This window comes from Enterobacter cloacae complex sp. SHL009 (genome assembly GCF_049237205.1).
In the GTDB taxonomy this organism is placed as follows: domain Bacteria; phylum Pseudomonadota; class Gammaproteobacteria; order Enterobacterales; family Enterobacteriaceae; genus Enterobacter; species Enterobacter cloacae_M.
Genome location: NZ_JBMKIW010000007.1, coordinates 147,028 through 165,771 on the forward strand (window position 1 = coordinate 147,028; position 18,744 = coordinate 165,771).

The 18,744-nt window shown below is 56.0% G+C and carries 22 protein-coding genes; 6 read left to right on the forward strand and 16 right to left on the reverse strand.

Going from position 1 to position 18,744, the window contains the following annotated elements; translation table 11 throughout:
• Window positions 1-48: 48 nt before the first annotated feature.
• A complete protein-coding gene (mak, locus tag ACOTZC_RS16705) occupies window positions 49-954 on the reverse strand; it encodes a fructokinase (RefSeq protein WP_126302963.1) in 906 nt (301 codons plus the stop codon).
• A 123-nt stretch (window positions 955-1,077) separates the two neighbouring features.
• Between mak and rdgC the strand changes: the two genes are divergently transcribed.
• A complete protein-coding gene (gene rdgC, locus ACOTZC_RS16710) occupies window positions 1,078-1,992 on the forward strand; it encodes a recombination-associated protein RdgC (protein ID WP_023310540.1) in 915 nt (304 codons plus the stop codon).
• Window positions 1,993-2,040: 48 nt separating this feature from the next.
• Here rdgC and ppnP read toward each other — a convergent pair whose 3' ends face one another.
• The 5 genes from ppnP to ACOTZC_RS16735 all read right to left on the reverse strand — a co-directional run bounded on the left by ppnP (window position 2,041) and on the right by ACOTZC_RS16735 (window position 4,677).
• Window positions 2,041-2,328 (reverse strand): pyrimidine/purine nucleoside phosphorylase, encoded by a 288-nt coding sequence (gene ppnP, locus ACOTZC_RS16715; protein ID WP_008503270.1) that lies wholly within the window; start codon window positions 2,326-2,328, stop codon window positions 2,041-2,043.
• Between the two features lie 71 nt (window positions 2,329-2,399).
• Window positions 2,400-3,077: an AroM family protein gene (locus ACOTZC_RS16720; RefSeq protein WP_126302964.1), complete on the reverse strand. Its 678-nt coding sequence runs from the start codon at window positions 3,075-3,077 to the stop codon at window positions 2,400-2,402.
• Between the two features lie 237 nt (window positions 3,078-3,314).
• Window positions 3,315-3,506 (reverse strand): protein YaiA, encoded by a 192-nt coding sequence (gene yaiA / locus ACOTZC_RS16725; RefSeq protein WP_008503272.1) that lies wholly within the window; start codon window positions 3,504-3,506, stop codon window positions 3,315-3,317.
• A gap of 44 nt (window positions 3,507-3,550) precedes the next feature.
• Window positions 3,551-4,075, reverse strand: a complete 525-nt coding sequence (gene aroL / locus ACOTZC_RS16730; protein WP_023310537.1) for a shikimate kinase AroL — start codon at window positions 4,073-4,075, stop codon at window positions 3,551-3,553.
• 143 nt (window positions 4,076-4,218) lie between these two features.
• Entirely contained in the window at window positions 4,219-4,677 is a 459-nt protein-coding gene (locus ACOTZC_RS16735; protein WP_045400626.1) for a YaiI/YqxD family protein, read from the reverse strand.
• Window positions 4,678-4,774: 97 nt separating this feature from the next.
• Here ACOTZC_RS16735 and proC point away from each other — a divergent pair, with 97 nt between their 5' ends.
• Window positions 4,775-5,584 carry a pyrroline-5-carboxylate reductase gene (gene proC / locus ACOTZC_RS16740; RefSeq protein ID WP_023310536.1) on the forward strand — a complete coding sequence of 270 codons (810 nt, stop codon included), beginning with the start codon at window positions 4,775-4,777 and terminating at the stop codon, window positions 5,582-5,584.
• A gap of 14 nt (window positions 5,585-5,598) precedes the next feature.
• On the opposite strand, the gene adrA is transcribed toward proC, so the two are convergent.
• The 6 genes from adrA to ACOTZC_RS16770 all read right to left on the reverse strand — a co-directional run bounded on the left by adrA (window position 5,599) and on the right by ACOTZC_RS16770 (window position 11,266).
• Window positions 5,599-6,702 carry a diguanylate cyclase AdrA gene (gene adrA / locus ACOTZC_RS16745; RefSeq protein ID WP_045400623.1) on the reverse strand — a complete coding sequence of 368 codons (1,104 nt, stop codon included), beginning with the start codon at window positions 6,700-6,702 and terminating at the stop codon, window positions 5,599-5,601.
• A gap of 102 nt (window positions 6,703-6,804) precedes the next feature.
• A complete protein-coding gene (gene psiF, locus ACOTZC_RS16750; RefSeq protein ID WP_045400620.1) occupies window positions 6,805-7,125 on the reverse strand; it encodes a phosphate starvation-inducible protein PsiF in 321 nt (106 codons plus the stop codon).
• Window positions 7,126-7,214: 89 nt separating this feature from the next.
• Entirely contained in the window at window positions 7,215-8,630 is a 1,416-nt protein-coding gene (gene phoA / locus ACOTZC_RS16755; protein ID WP_047173795.1) for an alkaline phosphatase, read from the reverse strand.
• Between the two features lie 99 nt (window positions 8,631-8,729).
• Window positions 8,730-8,990: an anti-adapter protein IraP gene (gene iraP, locus ACOTZC_RS16760; protein WP_023310532.1), complete on the reverse strand. Its 261-nt coding sequence runs from the start codon at window positions 8,988-8,990 to the stop codon at window positions 8,730-8,732.
• A gap of 209 nt (window positions 8,991-9,199) precedes the next feature.
• Complete coding sequence (locus ACOTZC_RS16765) at window positions 9,200-10,414, reverse strand: multidrug efflux MFS transporter (protein WP_023310531.1); 1,215 nt, start codon at window positions 10,412-10,414, stop codon at window positions 9,200-9,202.
• Between the two features lie 168 nt (window positions 10,415-10,582).
• Window positions 10,583-11,266: an extensin family protein gene (locus tag ACOTZC_RS16770; RefSeq protein WP_045400617.1), complete on the reverse strand. Its 684-nt coding sequence runs from the start codon at window positions 11,264-11,266 to the stop codon at window positions 10,583-10,585.
• Window positions 11,267-11,369: 103 nt separating this feature from the next.
• Here ACOTZC_RS16770 and ddlA point away from each other — a divergent pair, with 103 nt between their 5' ends.
• Complete coding sequence (gene ddlA / locus ACOTZC_RS16775) at window positions 11,370-12,470, forward strand: D-alanine--D-alanine ligase (RefSeq protein WP_047173793.1); 1,101 nt, start codon at window positions 11,370-11,372, stop codon at window positions 12,468-12,470.
• On the opposite strand, the gene ACOTZC_RS16780 is transcribed toward ddlA, so the two are convergent.
• Window positions 12,467-12,694, reverse strand: coding sequence for a DUF2754 domain-containing protein (locus ACOTZC_RS16780; protein WP_023310528.1), 228 nt, complete (start codon window positions 12,692-12,694; stop codon window positions 12,467-12,469). The two genes, ddlA and ACOTZC_RS16780, sit on opposite strands and share 4 nt — an antisense overlap.
• A 249-nt stretch (window positions 12,695-12,943) precedes the next feature.
• On the opposite strand from ACOTZC_RS16780, the gene ACOTZC_RS16785 reads away from it, so the two are divergent.
• On the forward strand, window positions 12,944-13,243 hold the full coding sequence (locus ACOTZC_RS16785) for a DUF2755 family protein (protein WP_008503287.1): 300 nt from the start codon (window positions 12,944-12,946) through the stop codon (window positions 13,241-13,243).
• Here the strand turns inward: ACOTZC_RS16785 and ACOTZC_RS16790 are convergent.
• The 3 genes from ACOTZC_RS16790 to ACOTZC_RS16800 all read right to left on the reverse strand — a co-directional run bounded on the left by ACOTZC_RS16790 (window position 13,240) and on the right by ACOTZC_RS16800 (window position 16,221).
• Entirely contained in the window at window positions 13,240-14,337 is a 1,098-nt protein-coding gene (locus tag ACOTZC_RS16790; protein ID WP_023310527.1) for a DUF1615 domain-containing protein, read from the reverse strand. The two genes, ACOTZC_RS16785 and ACOTZC_RS16790, sit on opposite strands and share 4 nt — an antisense overlap.
• 14 nt (window positions 14,338-14,351) lie before the next feature.
• On the reverse strand, window positions 14,352-15,572 hold the full coding sequence (gene sbmA, locus ACOTZC_RS16795; protein ID WP_047173792.1) for a peptide antibiotic transporter SbmA: 1,221 nt from the start codon (window positions 15,570-15,572) through the stop codon (window positions 14,352-14,354).
• Window positions 15,573-15,687: 115 nt separating this feature from the next.
• Complete coding sequence (locus ACOTZC_RS16800; RefSeq protein ID WP_126302965.1) at window positions 15,688-16,221, reverse strand: isochorismatase family protein; 534 nt, start codon at window positions 16,219-16,221, stop codon at window positions 15,688-15,690.
• Window positions 16,222-16,425: 204 nt separating this feature from the next.
• On the opposite strand from ACOTZC_RS16800, the gene ampH reads away from it, so the two are divergent.
• Window positions 16,426-17,586 (forward strand): D-alanyl-D-alanine-carboxypeptidase/endopeptidase AmpH, encoded by a 1,161-nt coding sequence (gene ampH, locus ACOTZC_RS16805; protein ID WP_023310524.1) that lies wholly within the window; start codon window positions 16,426-16,428, stop codon window positions 17,584-17,586.
• Window positions 17,587-17,750: 164 nt separating this feature from the next.
• The gene (gene hemB / locus ACOTZC_RS16810) at window positions 17,751-18,725 is read left to right on the forward strand and encodes a porphobilinogen synthase (RefSeq protein ID WP_028017695.1); all 975 of its coding nucleotides are present in this window, start codon (window positions 17,751-17,753) and stop codon (window positions 18,723-18,725) included.
• Window positions 18,726-18,744: the final 19 nt, after the last annotated feature.

Genomic DNA, 18,744 nt, shown 5'->3' on the forward strand with positions numbered 1-18,744 from the left:
TCACCCTGGCCCTCTCCCACAGGGAGAGGGAATAAACATTATTTGCTTTTATTCCGGCCACAGCCACGCCGCGCCGCGCACGCCGCTGGAGTCACCGTGGACAGCTTTGCGGATCGGGGTTTCACACTCGCCGCCGAAGACCCACTGTTTGACAAGGTTCGGAACCGTGGCGTACAGCCGGTCAACGTTGCTCATGCCGCCGCCGAGCACAATCACGTCCGGATCGAGAATATTCACCACGTGCGCCAGGGATTTCGCCAGCCGCATTTCGTAGCGGCTAAGGGCCAGCTCGGCGACCGGATCCTGTTCTTCGACCAGACGCATGATTTCGTTGCCCTTTAACGGCTGGCCGCTTAAGCGGTGGTAGTCGGTAGCAAAACCGGTGCCGGAGATAAACGTCTCAATACAGCCCTGCTTTCCGCAGTAGCACGGCACTTCAGCGCGGTATTTAAGCTCGTCTTCATCCATCCACGGCAGCGGGTTGTGTCCCCACTCGCCCGCGGTGCCGTTACCGCCGATATGGACGCGTCCGCCGAACGCCACGCCCGCGCCGCAGCCGGTACCGACGATCACGGCAAACACGGTCTGGGCACCGGCCGCCGCGCCGTCGATGGCCTCAGAGACCGCCAGACAGTTGGCGTCGTTGGCCAGACGCACTTCCCGGTTCAGACGTTGGCTCAAATCTTTGTCAAACGGCTGACCGTTGAGCCAGGTGGAGTTGGCATTTTTAACCACCCCGGTATACGGCGAGATCGACCCCGGGATCCCCATCCCGACGCTGCCGGTTTGTCCTGTGGCCTGCTCGGCCATCTCAACCAGCCTGGCAATGGTCTCGATAGTCTGGTGATAATCATCGCGCGGCGTAGGCAGACGGTGGCGGAACAGCTGTTCCCCCTGCTCGCTCAGTGCGATAACTTCTGTTTTGGTGCCGCCCAAATCAATGCCAATACGCACAAGATTCTCCTCATTATTTTGATTATCAACAGAGTAGAAGCACGCATCCCGATTAGCAATGCAAGCGATGCGACAATTCGTTATCATGCCCGCTGATTTAACGACAAGGCCGTGGAAATTATCATGCTGTGGTTCAAAAATTTGATGGTTTACCGTCTCAGCCGCGACGTTTCGCTGCGTGCAGAAGAGATGGAAAAACAGTTAGCCGCTTATACCTTTTCCCCTTGCGGTAGCCAGGATATGGCAAAAACCGGCTGGGTTCCGCCAATGGGTTCACAAAGCGATGCACTGACCCACGCCAGCAGCACGGGTCAAATCATCGTCTGCGCCCGTAAAGAAGAGAAAATCCTGCCGACGCCGGTGGTTAAGCAGGCGCTCGAAGCGAAAATTTTCAAGCTGGAAGCCGAACAGGGCCGCAAGCTGAAAAAGACCGAAAAAGATTCGCTGAAAGACGAAGTGCTGCACTCCCTGCTGCCGCGCGCCTTCAGCCGCTTTAGCCAGACCATGATGTGGATCGACACCGTCAACGGGCTGATCATGGTGGACTGCGCCAGCGCCAAGAAAGCAGAAGATACTCTGGCCCTGCTGCGTAAAAGCATCGGATCTTTACCGGTCGTTCCGCTGGCGCTGGAAACGCCGATCGAGCTGACGTTGACCGAATGGGTACGCAGTGGCGCTGCGGCTCAGGGTTTCCAGATCCTTGATGAAGCCGAGCTGAAAGCCCTGCTGGAAGATGGCGGCGTGATCCGCGCGAAGAAGCAGGATCTGGTGAGCGACGAGATCGCTGTACACATCGAAGCGGGTAAAGTGGTCACTAAACTGGCGCTCGACTGGCAGCAGCGCATCCAGTTCGTGATGTGCGACGACGGCTCCGTGAAGCGTCTTAAGTTCTGCGACGAGTTGCGCGATCAGAACGAAGATATCGACAGGGAAGATTACGCCCAGCGCTTTGACGCGGACTTTATCCTGATGACCGGCGAGCTGGCCGCGTTGATTCAGAATCTGGTGGAAGGTCTCGGCGGCGAAGCGCAGAGATAACAGGCAAAACGCAGGCCGGGTAAGCGTTAGCGCCACCCGGCTTATTTTTTATTTCAGGTAGCGGCACAGATAAGAGGTAGGTTCAGCGACCTGCAAATGGAACTCGCTGTGGCCAGGGACGTTGAAAACTTGCCCGGCAGCGTAAACTTTCCATTCCGTTTCACCCGGCAGTAAGACGTTCAGCGCCCCGCTGACGACCGTCATTTCTTCAGCTTCCGCCGTGCCAAAGGTGTATTCCCCTTCCGCCATAACGCCGACACTGGCGCGGCCAGTGCTGCTGCTGGTAAAACCAATGGATTTCACTTTACCGGAAAAGTATTCGTTACTTTGAAGCATGAACTGGCCCTTATATTTTTAGATAAAAATTCACTATAGGGGCCACGCTCATCACCTGTCACGCAAAATCATTACATAAGGAGTTCCGAGGCCAGGCGAGCCATCAGAACGTTGGATAACAGCACGGGAACATCCAGCGCTTTTTGCAGCAGATCACGATGATGCTGATGGAAACCGAGGCAGTCCAGAATCAGGACATCTGCCCCTCTCTCAAGCAGTTCCTTCCCGGCAGCAATGAGCTTGGCCTCACTGTCCCAGAACGGATTTGCCAGCGCATACAAGGGCACTTTTTCCAGCACGTGCCACTTTGCTTCCTGGTTATCCATAAGCTCCTCAATGGGCACAATCACCCCCACCTGATGACCATCCACGATGGAGGCCACCAGCGGTGGAATGATCCGCATCGGCTCCAGCAAAATCGCATTACGCGCCGTGAGGCCCTTAATGGGCGCGGTACTCATCAGTAAAATAACGTCATAACCTTGATTATCGAGCACTTCTATTACGCCCTGCAGCGAGCGCTCGATTTTCTGGCGTGAAACATTCGCCAGTTTACCGTCGCTTAATAACGTCGCCAAGGGATCCTCCCCCGCCTCGACAGCGTAGTCTTCCATGACCTCTTCCCGACTCATCTTCCCCAGCAGGCTAAGATGCGTTATCTGTTGTTCAGATACATGCTCGGTTAAGAGCGGTAACACTTCGCTTACAGGGACCACACCAATGGTGAGGATCGCCAACGTTGCCTTCATCTTGATCGCCTTCCATTACTTCAACATCGTGCACACAGGTACAGGCTCACTACGCTGCACAGTTCATTTTTTCAACAAAACAGCACCAAGCGTAGCAGGTGATCCCGACATCGAAATGTAAAGATCGCCTGCCGATACCGGAGTTACTTGTAATAACTAAATATTAACTCCTGCTTAACTTTCCCGATGAGTAAAAAGTGTGATTCAGGCACGATACTGGAACGTTTAGGAAAACATTCAGGTTATGTCGGGATCTTCATAGCGCCGTTTCGCATCCAGCGCTTCCTGTTCAGTCTCGTGTTCACTGATCAGCGAGTCCGGCTTGGGGTGATCGGCACGCAGTTGGTACCAGGTCACGGTATGACCCGTCTGGCCTTTTTCAACGGTAACAATGCGCGCTTCACGCGGATAGGGAGGTCTGGTTGGCATAGCTCATCCTTTTTTTATGTCTGAGCTATAAGTATAGACGCCGGTTAGCTGGCACAAGCCAAACGCAGGGCGGTAATAATCTGAATCACAACCTCTTCGGGAGAGGCTGACGCATCCACCACGTGGTGAGCCGCTTCGCGGTATAGCGCATCGCGTTCGGCCAGCACTTCGCTCACCTCTTCGCTGAGCGGCCTGGAGGTCAGCGCGGGGCGTTGCCCCTCTTCCGGAAAGGCTTCCAGCCGCCCTACCAGAGCCGACACCGGCGCGCTGAGATAAATCACAATCCCCTTTTCGCGCATAAAGTGACGATTGCACTCCGCCAGAACGATGCCGCCGCCGGTCGCGATCACGGCAGACGGGGTAGTGACCGCTTTCAGCGCGGCCGTTTCGCGCGCGCGAAAGCTCTCCCATCCCTCTTGCTCAACGATCTCAGCGATGGTTTTTCCGGCCTCAGTTTGAAGCCAGTGGTCGGTATCAACAAACTGGCGATGACACACGCGTGCCAGCTCCAGGCCAACGGTGGTTTTCCCACAGCCGCGGGGGCCAACTAAAAAGATGGGTTGGGTCATGCCAGGTGTTCCCCTTGATGCCGAATGGCTGAAGAGTGTAAAGAAATAATTGCAGAAGATGTTGCGATTACTTTACTGCAAAGCGGTACGGGATGACAACCCTGTGGAGGCCACACTGTACCACAAATTGACAATAATTATCATTACGCTGTGCGGCGCTTCACTTCCAGCAGCCATTTATCCAGCTCGGCAGCGAACAGCTGACGGTCGCGCTGGGACAGGCTGTCCGGTCCACCGGTCTGCACGCCGCTGGCCCGCATCGTATCCATAAAATCGCGCATGGTAAGCTTTTCACGAATGGTCGAAGGCGAGTAACGCTCCCCGCGCGGATTGAGCGCCGCCGCCCCTTTCTCCAGCACTTCGGCAGCCAGCGGAATATCCGCCGTGATCACCAGATCCTCCGCGCTGCACAGGCGAACAATTTCGTTATCCGCCACGTCGAATCCGGCCGGCACGCGCAAAGAGCGGATAAACCGCGAAGGCGGTACGCGAATATTCTGGTTAGCCACCAGCGTCAGCGGCATCTGAACGCGCTCGGCGGCACGAAATAAAATCTCTTTAATCACATTCGGACACGCGTCCGCATCAACCCAAATCGCCATATTGTCTCCCCATAATGAGTCTGCCGACTATTGTCGCCTGCATTTCGTTGTTAAGCTATCAATCAGAGATAACAACGCATAATGACGGAGAATCGTGATGGACAAGAAAATCGGGTTTATCGGCTGCGGTAACATGGGCAAAGCCATCCTGGGCGGTCTGATCGCCAGCGGGCAGGTGCTGCCGGGTCAGATTTGGGTCTATACCCCGTCACCGGACAAAGTCGCCGAGTTGCGCGATCAATACGGGATCAACGCCGCCGAAAGCGCGCAGGAAGTCGCCCAGGTCGCCGATATCGTCTTTGGCGCCGTCAAGCCAAACATCATGATCAAAGTGCTAAGCGATATCACCTCCAGCCTGAATAAAGAGACGCTGGTCGTGTCGATTGCCGCGGGCGTCACGCTCGATCAGCTGGCGCGCGCGCTGGGTCACGATCGTAAAATCGTCCGCGCGATGCCCAATACCCCCTCGCTGGTCAATGCCGGCATGACCTCCGTCACGCCTAACGCGCTGGTGACCACGGAAGAAGTAGCCGACGTGCTGAATATTTTCCGCTGCTTCGGTGAAGCAGAAGTGATTGCCGAATCGATGATCCATCCGGTGGTCGGCGTGAGTGGCTCAGCCCCTGCCTATGTGTTCATGTTTTTAGAAGCGATGGCCGACGCCGCCGTGCTTGGCGGAATGCCGCGCGCGCAGGCGTATAAGTTCGCCGCGCAGGCCGTCATGGGCTCCGCCAAAATGGTGCTGGAAACCGGCAAACATCCGGGTGAACTGAAAGATATGGTCTGCTCTCCGGGCGGTACCACCATCGAAGCGGTGCGGGTGCTGGAAGAGCGCGGGTTCCGCTCGGCCGTCATTGAAGCGATGGCAAAATGCATGGAAAAATCAGAGAAGCTGAGTAAATCCTGATTTCTGACCGGGCGTCAGGCGGCCACTTCGGTGCGGCCGCGCCCGGCATTTTTCGCCTTATAGAGCGCCACGTCAGCCGCCTTTAGCCATTCCCGATAGTGTCCAAACTGCGGTCCCCAGGGGGCAACGCCGACGCTGATGCGCAGCGCTTCTTTTGGCGCGCACGGTAACGTCAGCTTTTCCAGCCGCTCATGCAGTCGCGACATCACGGCGATGGCGCTCTCCGCCGCTGTCTGCGACATGATCACCGCAAACTCATCCCCGCCAAACCGGCCGATCGCATCGCCTGACCGTACCGACCGCTGGAGCTGACGCGTAATGGCAACGATCGCCTCGTCGCCCACGTCGTGCCCCCATGTGTCGTTGATATTTTTAAAGTGGTCGATATCAATCAGCAATATCGTGGCGGTGCTGTGGTCGCGCCGACAATGCTCAAATTCATTTCGCAGCAGCATTTCCCAGTGTCGGCGGTTGAAGACCCCGGTCATCCCGTCTCGTGTGCTCATCATTTCCAGCCGCTGCTTATGTTCCGCAAGCCTGACGGCGGTTCGGTGGCTGAGCCAGGCAAACAGCATGGGATAAAGAACGAGTACGGGTAACGTTAAGCCCCACTCCACAAGGTCGGGGTTGAAGACGACAACCTTCCCGACGAGTGGCAGGGTCACCAGCGCGGAGAGCAGGGTCAACGCGATCCCCGGGAGAAACAGACGACAGCCCCCGGAGCCCATCATATTCATCCCTACCATCATCACCAGCGCTGCCGTGGGTAACGCATTCATCCCCATCACGCCGATCCAGAGCCCGGCAATAATGGCATCGATTTTAAGATTGAAAATTTCCTGCTGATGGGGTGAAGCGGCGCGGCAGGACAGCTGCCAGGCAAAATGGGGCCAGACGAACGACCACCCCACCAGTAAAAGCCACCAGCCGCCGGGTAAAAAATGGGTGACCAGCATCCCCGCAACGGGGAAAAACATTGCCGCCAGGCCGACGGCGCGCGCCAGCCTGACTCGCCGGGCAAACTGAATGCCGGCGCGGTGAGGGTCATCCTGAGAAAGGGTTAAACTCCACTCTTCACGAATGCGCTTTTTGTTGTAATACGTTTCATCATTCATCATTTTTGGGAATATTCTGAAACATTTTCCCAAATTATAGAGAGGGGGTCTGCGGGGAAAGTATGAAATTTCGGGTGAGCCGCCAGAGCCGCTCACCCGTTTGAACTACACTTTTTTCTTCAGGCACGCGCTCATGAACTTGCTGCGGTCGTCCCCTTTAAGGGACTGTTCGGTTGCTTTCGCATTACACTCGCGCATTTTTTGCTGCTGCGGCGTCAGACTTTTTTCAGCCGGCTTCGCGGCGCCGTTTTTAAGGCAGTCGCTCATGTATGTCTTGCGAGCATCTCCCTTCAGACTCTGAGACGTCGCCTGTTGATTACAGGTGGTCATACGCTGCTGTTGCGGCGTTAACGTTTTCTCTTCCGCGTTCGCCGATGCGATCAGGAACAGGCCAGAGAGCAGAGTAATCAGTAATGTTGTTTTCATTGCACCATCCTTTTGTGAACATTCCCTGTAAGTCTGGTTCGTGACAGGAAAAAAACCACCCGGCAGATGTGATTTCCGCCGGGATTTTATCATTTAAGACCCAGCGCCGCCTTCATCGTGTAGAACAGATCCGTTTGATCGGTCAGGCCTACCACGTTTGCCGCGTGCGGCCCATAGGCTGCAATGCGCAGCTGGGTGCCGGTGTGCTCCATGGACTCTTCTTCAGAGTTGCCGTAGCTCAACACCATAACGGCGCCATCTTCGGTATTCAGCGCCTGCGTCAGGCCCGGGGCCTTGGTATCTGCCGGAATAATCTGGCTGGCGTGCGCATGGTCCGCGGTGACCACCACCAGGGTGTTACCGTCTTTTTTCGCGAACTCAAGCGCCTTCTGCACCGCTTCGTCCAGATCGACGGTTTCGCCAATCTGGCCGCACGGGTTCGCCGCATGATCCTGCTTATCAATCGACGCGCCTTCCACCTGCAGGAAGAACCCTTTTTCGCTCTTGCTCAGCAGAGAGATGGCTTTATCAGTCATCGCCGCCAGCGTCGGTACGCTGTCCGTGCGTTTCGGGTTAGGCGTACAGGTTACGGCAGGTTTATCGATATTGCCGTGATAAGAGGCTTTTGGTCCTTCCCAGCGCACGGGCATGTTGCCGTCAGAGAATAGCCCCAGCAGCGGCTTGTCCTGGTTCGCCTCGGTGATGGCTGCCAGCGAACTGGCGTCACTCACCAGCTGATAGCCGCGGGCCTGCGCCTGCTCGCGCAGCGTTTTGCCCTGCCACTCGCCCGCCGTCGCGGTTTCTGCGAAGGTTTTCGCGCCGCCGCCCAGGGTCACGTCAGGACGCGCGTTCAGCAGCTGTTCCGTAATCGAGCCTTTGCCGCCTTTTTCCAGCGCGTTCGTCGGACATTTTTCGCTGGTCACTGACGGACCGTAGCATTTACGCGAGGTTACATGCGCCACCAGCGCCGCGGGCGTTGCATCCTGAAGTTCAGCGGTGGAGACGTTGCCGGTCGCAAGGCCCGCCGCTTTTGCCATCTCCAGAAGGGTTTGGTGATCTTTTTCGTGAATATCCACACCCAGCGCGCCATTATAGGTTTTCACGCCGGTGGACCACGCCGTAGCAGAGGCCGCCGAGTCCGTGACGTAATCCGGTTTACCGGTTTTTTTATCCAGGGCGTAATGGGTATATTGTCCGGTCAACGGTAATGCGTCGATACCTTTAAAAAAGCCGCCCGCACCCTCGGCATAATTTCGCGCCGCCGTAATTTCGGAATCCCCCATTCCATCGCCAATAAGCAGAATAATATTTTTCGCCGGCTTATCATTCAGCGAAGCCCGAATAGCGGCAGTTTGATCTTCTGATAAACGGCGTGCGCCGCCAGGCTGGGTGATATCCCCTTTTGCCGCGCGATTATCCAGCACGCTGGTTTGGGCAGTATCGGCATAAATGGCAGGGGTAATTAACAGGGGAAGTAATGCGATGAAAAGTGCGCTCTGTTTCAATTTATTTTCTCCATGTACAAATACATAAAAATAAAAACAGAGCGACTATAGGCATCCTGCATGACAATTCTATGACACGTCGTTACGTCCTGTGACGGTTTAGGTGCGAGGATGCCTTAACAGCTTCTTTACGTACTGGTGGAGCATCTCGGCATCCTCAACCGGAACCTGCGATTCAGGCCTGACGCTGTCCAGTGCGCCTTCCACGCTCTCAATCAACGCCTGTTGATCGGTTTTCGCCATTTGTCGCAGCAGCGCGGTGACCACAATTTCCAGTGCTTCGACCTGAGCAACCAGCTCTTTTGACTCCTCTTCCTTTTGTGCCAGTTTGACCAGCAATTCAGCAATGAGATTTTTCATCGTGCCAGTTCCTTTTTCAGTTTTGTCTGAAGTTAGCATTCTGAATCCATAATGCAAAGAGAAGAAATTTATTATGGTATGCAAAAGTGATGCAGGAATAAAAATAAAGAACCGCGCGGTGAGCGAAACGTTTTTCTATAAAAAAACGCCGCATTTTGTTATATAAAAATGCGACTACCATAAGAATATATAATACATCAACGAAACGATTATCTCGACGATTTCGCTTCCGCCATTTGTCTGCGGCGACGCAGTGCAATAGCCAGCTGGATAATATTGATTAAAACGACAATCGCCGTGGCGGCAAATACCCAACGAAAACCGGCCATCGCGGAAACGGATGCGCCAATAAGCGGACCGGCAACATTCCCCAGATACATAAATGACTGGTTATATCCAAAGATACGCCCCGTCACCTGGTCGCTGGAATATTTAACCAGCAGGGTCTGTACCGCAGGCAACATTGCACCATCAGCAAACCCGAGCAGGAATCGCAATACGCCTAGCTGAAGCGGAGAGGTGACAAAAGACATCGCGAAGAAGAGCACAACCGCAAAGATCAGCGTCGCCATCAGGATGCGCGCGGTGCCGATCCTGTCACCCAGTTTTCCCAGACGCGGCGCGGAAATCAGGGCGGATACGCCCGGCACGGCCGCAATCATGCCGCTCAGAAAAGCGATATTTGTGCTATCCGGCTCCATCGACTTGATAAACAGCGCCAGAATCGGACCGACCGAACCGTTACAGAGCTGGATAACCATAGTGGTCACAAACAGGCTGATCATCAGTCCCGGATAGGGCAGCGAGGCGAAGACGGCCTTGCCGCTCAGGCGTTCAGATTTACTGATAACCGGGCGTCCTCCCTCTTTGATAAGAAAGAGCGTGACCAGAAAACTGACCACCAGCAGGATCGCGGTGATGATAAATACCGCGCGCAGCCCGACGTGGTCCGCCAGAAAGCCCCCCAGCAGCGGACCGCCGATGACGCCGCTGATCTGCGCCGTGGAGAGCGTGCTCAGCGCCCAGCCGCTACGCTCGCGCGGCACCTGAGAGGCGACCAGCGCCATGGCGTTTGGAATGTACCCGGACGTCAGCCCCATCACCGCGCGCAGGAAAAACAGCTGCCAGACGTTGGTGGCGAAGGCCTGGAGCAGAATGGCGATCGCCATCCCGAGCGAGGCGCGCAGCAGCATCAGTTTACGGCCTTTCCGATCCGCCAGGCTGCCCCACATCGGTGACACAATGGCGGACACCAGAAACGTGACGCTGAACGTCAGGCCGGACCACATGGAGAGCGCTTCATGCGAGGTCACCCCCAGCTGCGAGACGTACAGCGGCAGGAATGGCAGGATCTGGCTAATGGCCAGCCCGGTAAAGAAGCAGCCAAACCAGACCGAGATAAGATTAACTTTCCAGGATTCCATAACGAAATAGTCTTCATTTTTAGGCGAATTCGCCGACAGATTAGCAAGTTACGCGTTTTGACGTCGCACCAGAGATGCGGCCCGACTGACTTTGGTGTTTTATCTTCCCAGTCATCATATTTGTGAAACAAGTCACAATTCATCCATTTTCTGGCGGAATATTATGCTTCACCGGCAGAGTCCGAAACCGTGCATTCCCAGATGAAAATGGTTGGCATGCGCCGCGTTATACTCCGGCCCGAGGCCGTTTCCGTAGTAGCCGCAGCTTGCCGCCAGCATGGCCTTTAGCCATGGCTGCGTTGTTGCCGCCTTCCAGCCGTTCAGCACCGTGACGCGCTCCCCGTTCGCCAGCCGAAAGGCGGCGATATCCAGCGCCTCCGCCGTGGCATGCTCACTGCGTCGCGCGTCAGGGCGGTGATAGATATTGCGGCAGGCAAAACTGCCGAGGTGGTCGATACGCGCAAGGTCGCTGCCCGTATAGCGCTTTGTCAGCGGTCGGGCCTGCTGGCTGATAAACAGCGCAGAGCTGAGCGCCAGCGGACAGCTAGCAAGAAAACTGCTGTTCAGGCCGACCGGACCGAAGTCACGCACGCGCACGACGTTGTTAAGCGGACACGCGCCGCCGCTGCCCGCCACCGGCTGGGTGTGGATGAGATCTCTTTGGTTAGCCTGCGCGAGCAGGCTCTCGCACGCCTCGGGGTTTAAACGCCGAAGCTTATACTGGGTGATTCGGCCCGGCGGGTCGTCCAGCGTCAGCGGCATGAAAGGGTTGTAGTAAGACGGCAACCAGCGGTAACCCACCGTTGCAACGGCCACAATGATGAATACGGTCAGCAGCGTTTTTCCTTTCACTCTCCCCCCTCAACATTCCCCAAAACATTATGGCAGAAGGCCGCGAAACCCGCCGGGCATCGTGGTATGTTATTGGCTTTTCGTCAGACTGGAAGAGAGTGAGATGGCTAAGCAGCGCGTAGGTATTGTCTTTGGGGGAAAATCAGCGGAGCACGAAGTGTCATTGCAATCGGCTAAAAATATCGTTGATGCGATCGATAAAAGCCGTTTCGACGTGGTGCTGCTGGGCATTGATAAACAGGGCCAGTGGCACGTGAACGATGCCAGCCAGTATCTGCTGAATGCTCACGATCCGGCCCATATCGCCCTTAATCCTTCGGAAGTAAGCGTCGCCACCGTACCCGGCGTCGTGAAGGGGCAGCTCATCGACGCCGGCAACGCTCAGGCTCTCGCCCAGATCGACGTTGTCTTCCCTATTGTTCACGGCACCCTGGGCGAAGATGGTTCCCTGCAGGGGATGCTGCGCATGGCCAACCTGCCGTTCGTCGGCTCGGACGTCCTCGGCTCTGCAGCGTGCATGGACAAAGACGTCACCAAACGCCTGCTGCGCGATGCCGGGCTGAATATTGCGCCATTCGTGACCCTCACCCGCGCAAACCGCGACAAACACAGCTTCGCGCAAATCAGCGGAGAGCTGGGTCTGCCGCTGTTTGTGAAGCCGGCAAACCAGGGCTCCTCCGTGGGCGTCAGCAAAGTCACCAGCGAAGCAGAGTTCACGCAGGCTGTCCGTCTGGCGTTTGAGTTCGACCATAAAGTGGTGGTTGAGCAGAGCATCAAAGGCCGTGAAATTGAGTGCGCCGTGCTGGGCAACGATTTTCCACAGGCGAGCACCTGCGGCGAAGTGGTGTTAAACAGCGACTTCTACTCGTACGACACCAAATACATTGATGACAAAGGCGCGCAGGTTGTCGTTCCTGCGGATATCGATCCGGCGATTAACGATAAGATCCGGGCGATCGCCATTCGCGCTTATCAGACGCTCGGCTGCTGCGGCATGGCGCGCGTGGATGTGTTCCTGACGCCGGAAAACGAAGTGGTGATCAATGAAATTAACACGCTGCCGGGGTTCACTAACATCAGCATGTATCCAAAACTGTGGCAGGCCAGCGGCCTGAGCTACCCGGAACTGATCACCCGCCTGATCGAACTGGCGCTGGAGCGTCACGCCGCCGACAGCGCGCTTAAAAGTTCCGTAAACGGTTAATCGGCGCTCTTCGCCTCATCCGCTGTCGTCTCTTCAGGACGACGGCGGATAATCAGCCCCGCCAGCCAGAAACTTATCACCCAGGTCACCAGCCCGACGGCATAGGTTTGCCACCCTTTTGCTTCAAACCCCAACAGGCCCACGACACCGTTAAGAATAAAGATCAGCCCGATGGCAAAGGCGTAGTAGTGCCAGTCACGGCGTAGTTTGGACGTGAGCTTCATAACAACTCCGGCAGGAAAAAAAGACATCCTCTCACAGTTTTACGGCCAGGTCTGTGGCAAATACGGAAATTCTGAAACGCGACGCAATTTCACTTAAGTGATGAAATTGTGATGTGCTGCAGAAATCGACAATCCAGGAGAATTCCTGAGCGCAAATTACCACGATTCTGATATTGACAAATGCGATGACCTGTCAAACTCACCCCGTAAGACGCGTATTAAAACAGAGTGATACCACGGGAGGTCAACATGGCTGACTTTACATTGTCGAAACCGATTTTTGGCGGCAAACCAAAAACCTCCACGGCGGGTAATATTGCTTATGCCCTGTTTGTCCTGTTCTGCTTCTGGGCCGGCTCACAGCTGCTCAACATGCTGGTCCATGCCCCCGGCGTTTATGAACACCTGATGCAGGTGCAGGATAACGGACGCCCGCGAGTTGAGATTGGGTTTGGCGTAAGCACCCTGTTCGGCCTGATCCCCTTCCTCGCGGGATGTATGATTCTGGGCGTTGTAGCGTTAGTTCTGCGCTTTCGCCGTCGCCGTTAAAGCCCCATACAGCGCGCCCGGCGATCGTCCACGCGTTTTGCGAACCATGCGGTTGTCAGGTTACGCGTGATCTTCGGGCTTTCCAGCTGGATCCCCGGCAGGATCGCCCTCGGTAACGTTTTCCCACTTTTCTGCTCCGCAAGCGCAAACACCTTCTTGTACAGATCCGTTTTCTCAAAGGCCAGGCTATCGCCTTTCTCAAGCTGACGGCGAATGTCGCTGTTGCTCAAGCCAAGCGTTGTCGATAATTTCCGTACTGCCAGCTCGGTGCTTCCCGCCTCGCTGCTGCCGTAAGCGATGAGATCGCCGTCCAGCGCCAGCTTGACGCCGCTTGCGCGGCTGACCGCACTCTGGAATGCCGCATTACGGCTGGCATACCAGCCCGCGTTAAAGTCGGCAAAGCGGTACAGCGGCTCATTGTAGTTCGCCGGATAGTTCAGCAGATGATACGTGCCGAACCACAGCCCACCGCGCAGGGAAAAGACCTCCTGACGCACCGTACCGTCGATTTTCCACGGGTAGCCGTCGGTATGCTTCTCCGCGAACGCAATGCTCACCTGCATCGGGCCACCGGTATGTACCGGGTTCAGCGAGCCGAACAGCTTCTGCCCCATCGGGACCATACTGATGAAATCATCAAAGATGGCGCTAAGCTGTTTTTCGGTTTTCACCGCATCCAGCCGTTCGCTGTAGCTTTTGCCATTCGGCGAGGTGATTTTAAGCGCGGTATGCACCAGGAAAACCGGGATATGCATGGACTCCGCGCGGCGGTCGATCTCTTTCCAGGCAATTTTGTTTAGGCCCGGCACCACCGGGTCTGACTGGTACATTGACTCCTGCTGCGCCACCGCTAGCACAGAGCAGATATTCTCCTCGGTCGGCGCAATCTTTTGGCTTTCAAAGGTTTTTGCCAGCGCATCTGCCCACGCATTGCGATCCTTCACGCTGGCGGGCATTTTCTGCCGCACAACGCTCGCCACATCGACGGGCTTCTCCCCCTTTTTGAGCGGAGCGGCCCCTTTTTCGGCACAGCCTGCCAGCACAAGAGCGGCCAGCAAGGACAACGGTAACGCGCGCGGTACGGCAAAAGACATAGCAACTTCCTGTATTAGCTAAATGTGTTGGTGACTTCCTGCAGGTCACGATCGTCCAGCTCACGTTCAAAACTGCGCAGACGTTTGTAGATGGACATCAGTTCTACCAGGGTGGTCCAGGAGCTGATCAGGTACTGGAACGAGCCTCGAACCTGACCGAAAACGTTGGTAATCTGCGTCATCAGACCGAGCGTAATCGTACCCGCAACAATCGACGGGAACAGCAGGAACAAACCGAAAACGTTATCCACCTGCAGATACAAAATACGCGCGATGTTGAAATACATATAGTGGAAGTAGAGTCGGAAGTAGTTACGACGCACGGCGCCAAACAGCTCGCGGACGGTCGGCGGCGAGGCGCGGTTGGGATCATCTTCACCGTAAACCAGCTCTTTACGGTAAGCGGCTTCCACGCGTTGATTTTTAAACTCCAGACCCGGCAGCTTGATCCCCACTACCGCCAGCAGGCCCGTCCCCATCAGCGACCAGACGATCGCGGCAATCACCAGACCATACGGAATATGACCGACAATAGGCAGATCCGGCACGTGCGCAGAGAGCGTTACCAGCACGGGCAGGAAGGCGATCAGCGTCATGATGGCGTTGATAAAGCTGACGCCCATGTCTTCAAGGGTGGAGGCAAAACGCATGGTGTCTTCCTGCACGCGCTGCGCGGCGCCTTCGATATGGCGCAGGTGCTGCCAGTGCGCCATGTAATGTTCATTCATCGCGGTACGCCAGCGGAAAACGTAGTGGCTGACGAAGAAGTTGTTCATCACGCCGATGATAACCGCAATCAGGGCGATACCGAGGAAGATCCCGACTTCATGGTAGAACTGGTTGATAGTCACCTTGTGCGGCGAGCTCAGCGCGGTCTGGATCAAATCGTAGAACGGCGCATACCAGGCGTTAACCGCCACGCCCACTTCGACAAGAAACCAGGTGACAAAGATAATCAGCGATGTGCCGAGGATCGACCAGTACTGCCAGCGGTGCGGAGAATACATAAACCAGAACAGCGCAAACAGCCCAACGCACACCATATAGTAGGCGTAAAACAGCAGATAGCTCAGCGACCAGAAGCGCGCCGCGCTAATCGGCACCTCGCCCGTTGCTCCCGTGATACGCGTCAGCCATGCGCCGCCGCCCGCCTGCCAGAAAATGACAGCGATGAGTGCCCAAATAAATGCCGACAGGAAAAAAGGCCCCGGCTTTGGGAAAAAAGACTTAAACATAATGCTTCCTTCTTGTTGTTATGGCTGTTGCTGCGCACAACACGTTACCACACGAAAAACCTGCCCGAGCCAGCCTCCCGGCTCCGGCAAAAAGGTCAGACCCGAGCGTTAATTATTAGTTCGCTTTCCAGTTTTCAAGAATTGTTTCGGTGCGTTTCACCGCGAGAGGATTCGCCGGCGCGATGAAGTTACGCCAGACGTCGTTGTGGTGGTTAATCAGGATCTGCGCATCTGCCGCCGGGCGATTGGCGGTAGTGTGGGCATCTTCCGCCACGATAATGTGATAACCCCGGCTGACGCCGTTCTTAATCGTCGCATCGACGCAGTAGTCGGTGGCGCAGCCGCAGATGACAAACTCGCGAATGCCCTGCTCACGCAGCAGCGTCTCTAGCGCGGTGTTATAGAAGGCATCACAGGCGGTTTTAGTGACGTAAAGCGCGTCAGCAGGCTGATGGAGTTCAGGCAGTAGCGCAAACCCTTCGCTTCCCTCTTCCAGGCCCCCGGCCTCGATATGCTGAATAAAAATCACCTTGTCGGCTGCCTGCGTAAGCTGGTTGATCAGAGAGACACACTTTTCGCGCTGATGACGAGGGGTTTCAAATACCCCGTTCTGCATATCGACAACCATAACCACACGCTTCTCAGACATACCGTTCTCCGTAAGATTGAGGGACACTGGTGCCTATCATAAGCCCGATGTCACAAAATGGGAGATGGCTCGTCAGTAAATTGTTCATATTTACCCATGGTTACGTTTTTCTCGCTATCGTTATGCAATTCGGGGCATTGCGCGGTACCGTTTAGTAGTATAAATACCCATTACTTTCCTCATTCACTTCATGGATGCTTTTCGTTGAAACGTTGTCTGCTCTCTTTTGCCGCGCTGTGTGCGGTGAGCTTTTCTACCGCCCAGGCAGCCCAACCGCTGACGGCGCCCGTTTTAGCTTCAGATATTGCCGATCGCTACGCGAACCTTATCTATTACGGCAGCGGCGCGACCGGGATGGCGATGGTAGTCATCGACGGCAACCAGCGTGTGTTCCGCAGCTTTGGCGAAACGCGCCCAGGAAATAACGTTCACCCGCAGCTGGATTCCGTTATCCGCATCGCGTCCTTAACCAAGCTGATGACCAGCGAAATGCTGGTGAAACTGCTCGACCAGGGCGTGGTGAAGCTCGACGACCCGCTCAGCAAATACGCGCCGCCAGGCGCCCGGGTACCCACGTATCAGGGGACGCCAATCCGGCTTGTGAACCTTGCCACCCACACCAGCGCCCTGCCGCGCGAGCAGCCAGGCGGGGCGGCGCACCGTGACGTATTTGTCTGGCCAACGCGCGACCAGCGCTGGAGCTACCTGAGCACCGCCACGCTGAAGGCGGCGCCGGGTTCGCAGGCCTCTTATTCAAACCTGGCCTTTGACCTGCTGGCGGACGCCCTTTCAACGGCGGCTGGCAAACCCTACACGCAGCTGTTTGAAGAGCAGATAACCCGTCCGCTGGGTATGAAAGACACCACCTTTACCCCGTCCCCGGATCAGTGCCGTCGCCTGATGGTGGCGGAGAAAGGCGCTAGCCCCTGTAATAACACGCTCGCGGCCGTGGGCAGCGGCGGGGTCTATTCCACGCCTGGCGACATGATGCGCTGGATGCAGCAGTTCCTTTCCTCAGATTTCTACGCCCGCAGCAGCCAGGCCGATCGCATGCAGACCCTGATTTATCAGCGCACTCAGCTGCAACGCGTCATCGGGATGGACGTGCCGGGTAAAGCCGATGCGCTCGGCATGGGCTGGGTCTATATGGCGCCGAAAAATGGCCGTCCGGGTATTATTCAGAAAACCGGCGGCGGCGGCGGATTTATCACCTATATGGCCATGATCCCGCAGTCAAACGTGGGCGCATTTGTGGTGGTCACCCGCTCCCCGCATACGCGTTTCGTCAATATGAGTGACGGGATTAATAACTTAGTGGCTGAACTGAGCGCCAATAAAGCACAGGTTCTCACCGCGTCTAACTAATCTTAATATTCCGTGGGCAAGCGGTTGATGTATAACCGCTTGCCCCGAACGATTCTCCTCCAACAGACTTACATGGCCTGACGGTAAACCGCCCACTTTAATAAACACCTCACGACGCTTTCGGGTACACTAGCCTTCTTTGTTCCACAAACATCAGGCATACCATGACCGATTTAATTGCACGTCCCCGCCGCCTGCGCAAGTCACCTGCACTGCGCGCTATGTTTGAAGAGACAACCCTGACCTTAAACGATCTGGTGTTGCCGATTTTTGTCGAAGAAGAGATCGATGACTACAAAGCCATCGAAGCCATGCCGGGCGTAATGCGCATTCCGGAGAAATATCTGGCACGTGAGATTGAACGCATCGCCAACGCGGGGATCCGCTCGGTGATGACCTTCGGCATCTCTCACCATACCGATGCCACCGGCAGCGACGCGTGGAAGGAAGATGGCCTCGTCGCCCGCATGTCTCGCATCTGCAAAGAGACCGTGCCGGAAATGGTGGTTATGTCAGACACCTGCTTCTGCGAATATACCTCTCACGGCCACTGCGGCGTGCTGTGCGATCACGGTGTCGATAACGATGCCACCCTGCTGAACCTCGGCAAACAGGCGGTCGTGGCTGCCGCTGCGGGTGCGGACTTCATCGCGCCCTCTGCCGCAATGGACGGACAGGTTCAGGCGATCCGTCAGGCGCTGGACGCGGCGGGCTTTACCGACACCGCCATCATGTCTTACTCCACCAAATTTGCCTCCTCCTTCTACGGCCCGTTCCGTGAAGCGGCGGGCACGGCGCTGAAGGGCGATCGTAAAACCTATCAGATGAACCCGCTTAACCGTCGGGAAGCGATTCGCGAATCCCTGCTTGATGAAGCCCAGGGCGCAGACTGCCTGATGGTGAAGCCGGCTGGTGCGTATCTTGATATCCTGCGCGACATTCGCGAGCGCACCGAGTTGCCGCTGGGCGCTTACCAGGTCAGCGGCGAGTACGCGATGATCAAATTCGCCGCGCTGGCCGGTGCGATTGACGAAGAGAAAGTGGTCCTCGAAAGCCTCGGCGCCATCAAACGCGCAGGCGCGGATCTGATCTTCAGCTACTTCGCGCTGGATCTGGCCGAGAAGAAAATTCTGCGTTAATCCGCTTTAGCGCCGGGTG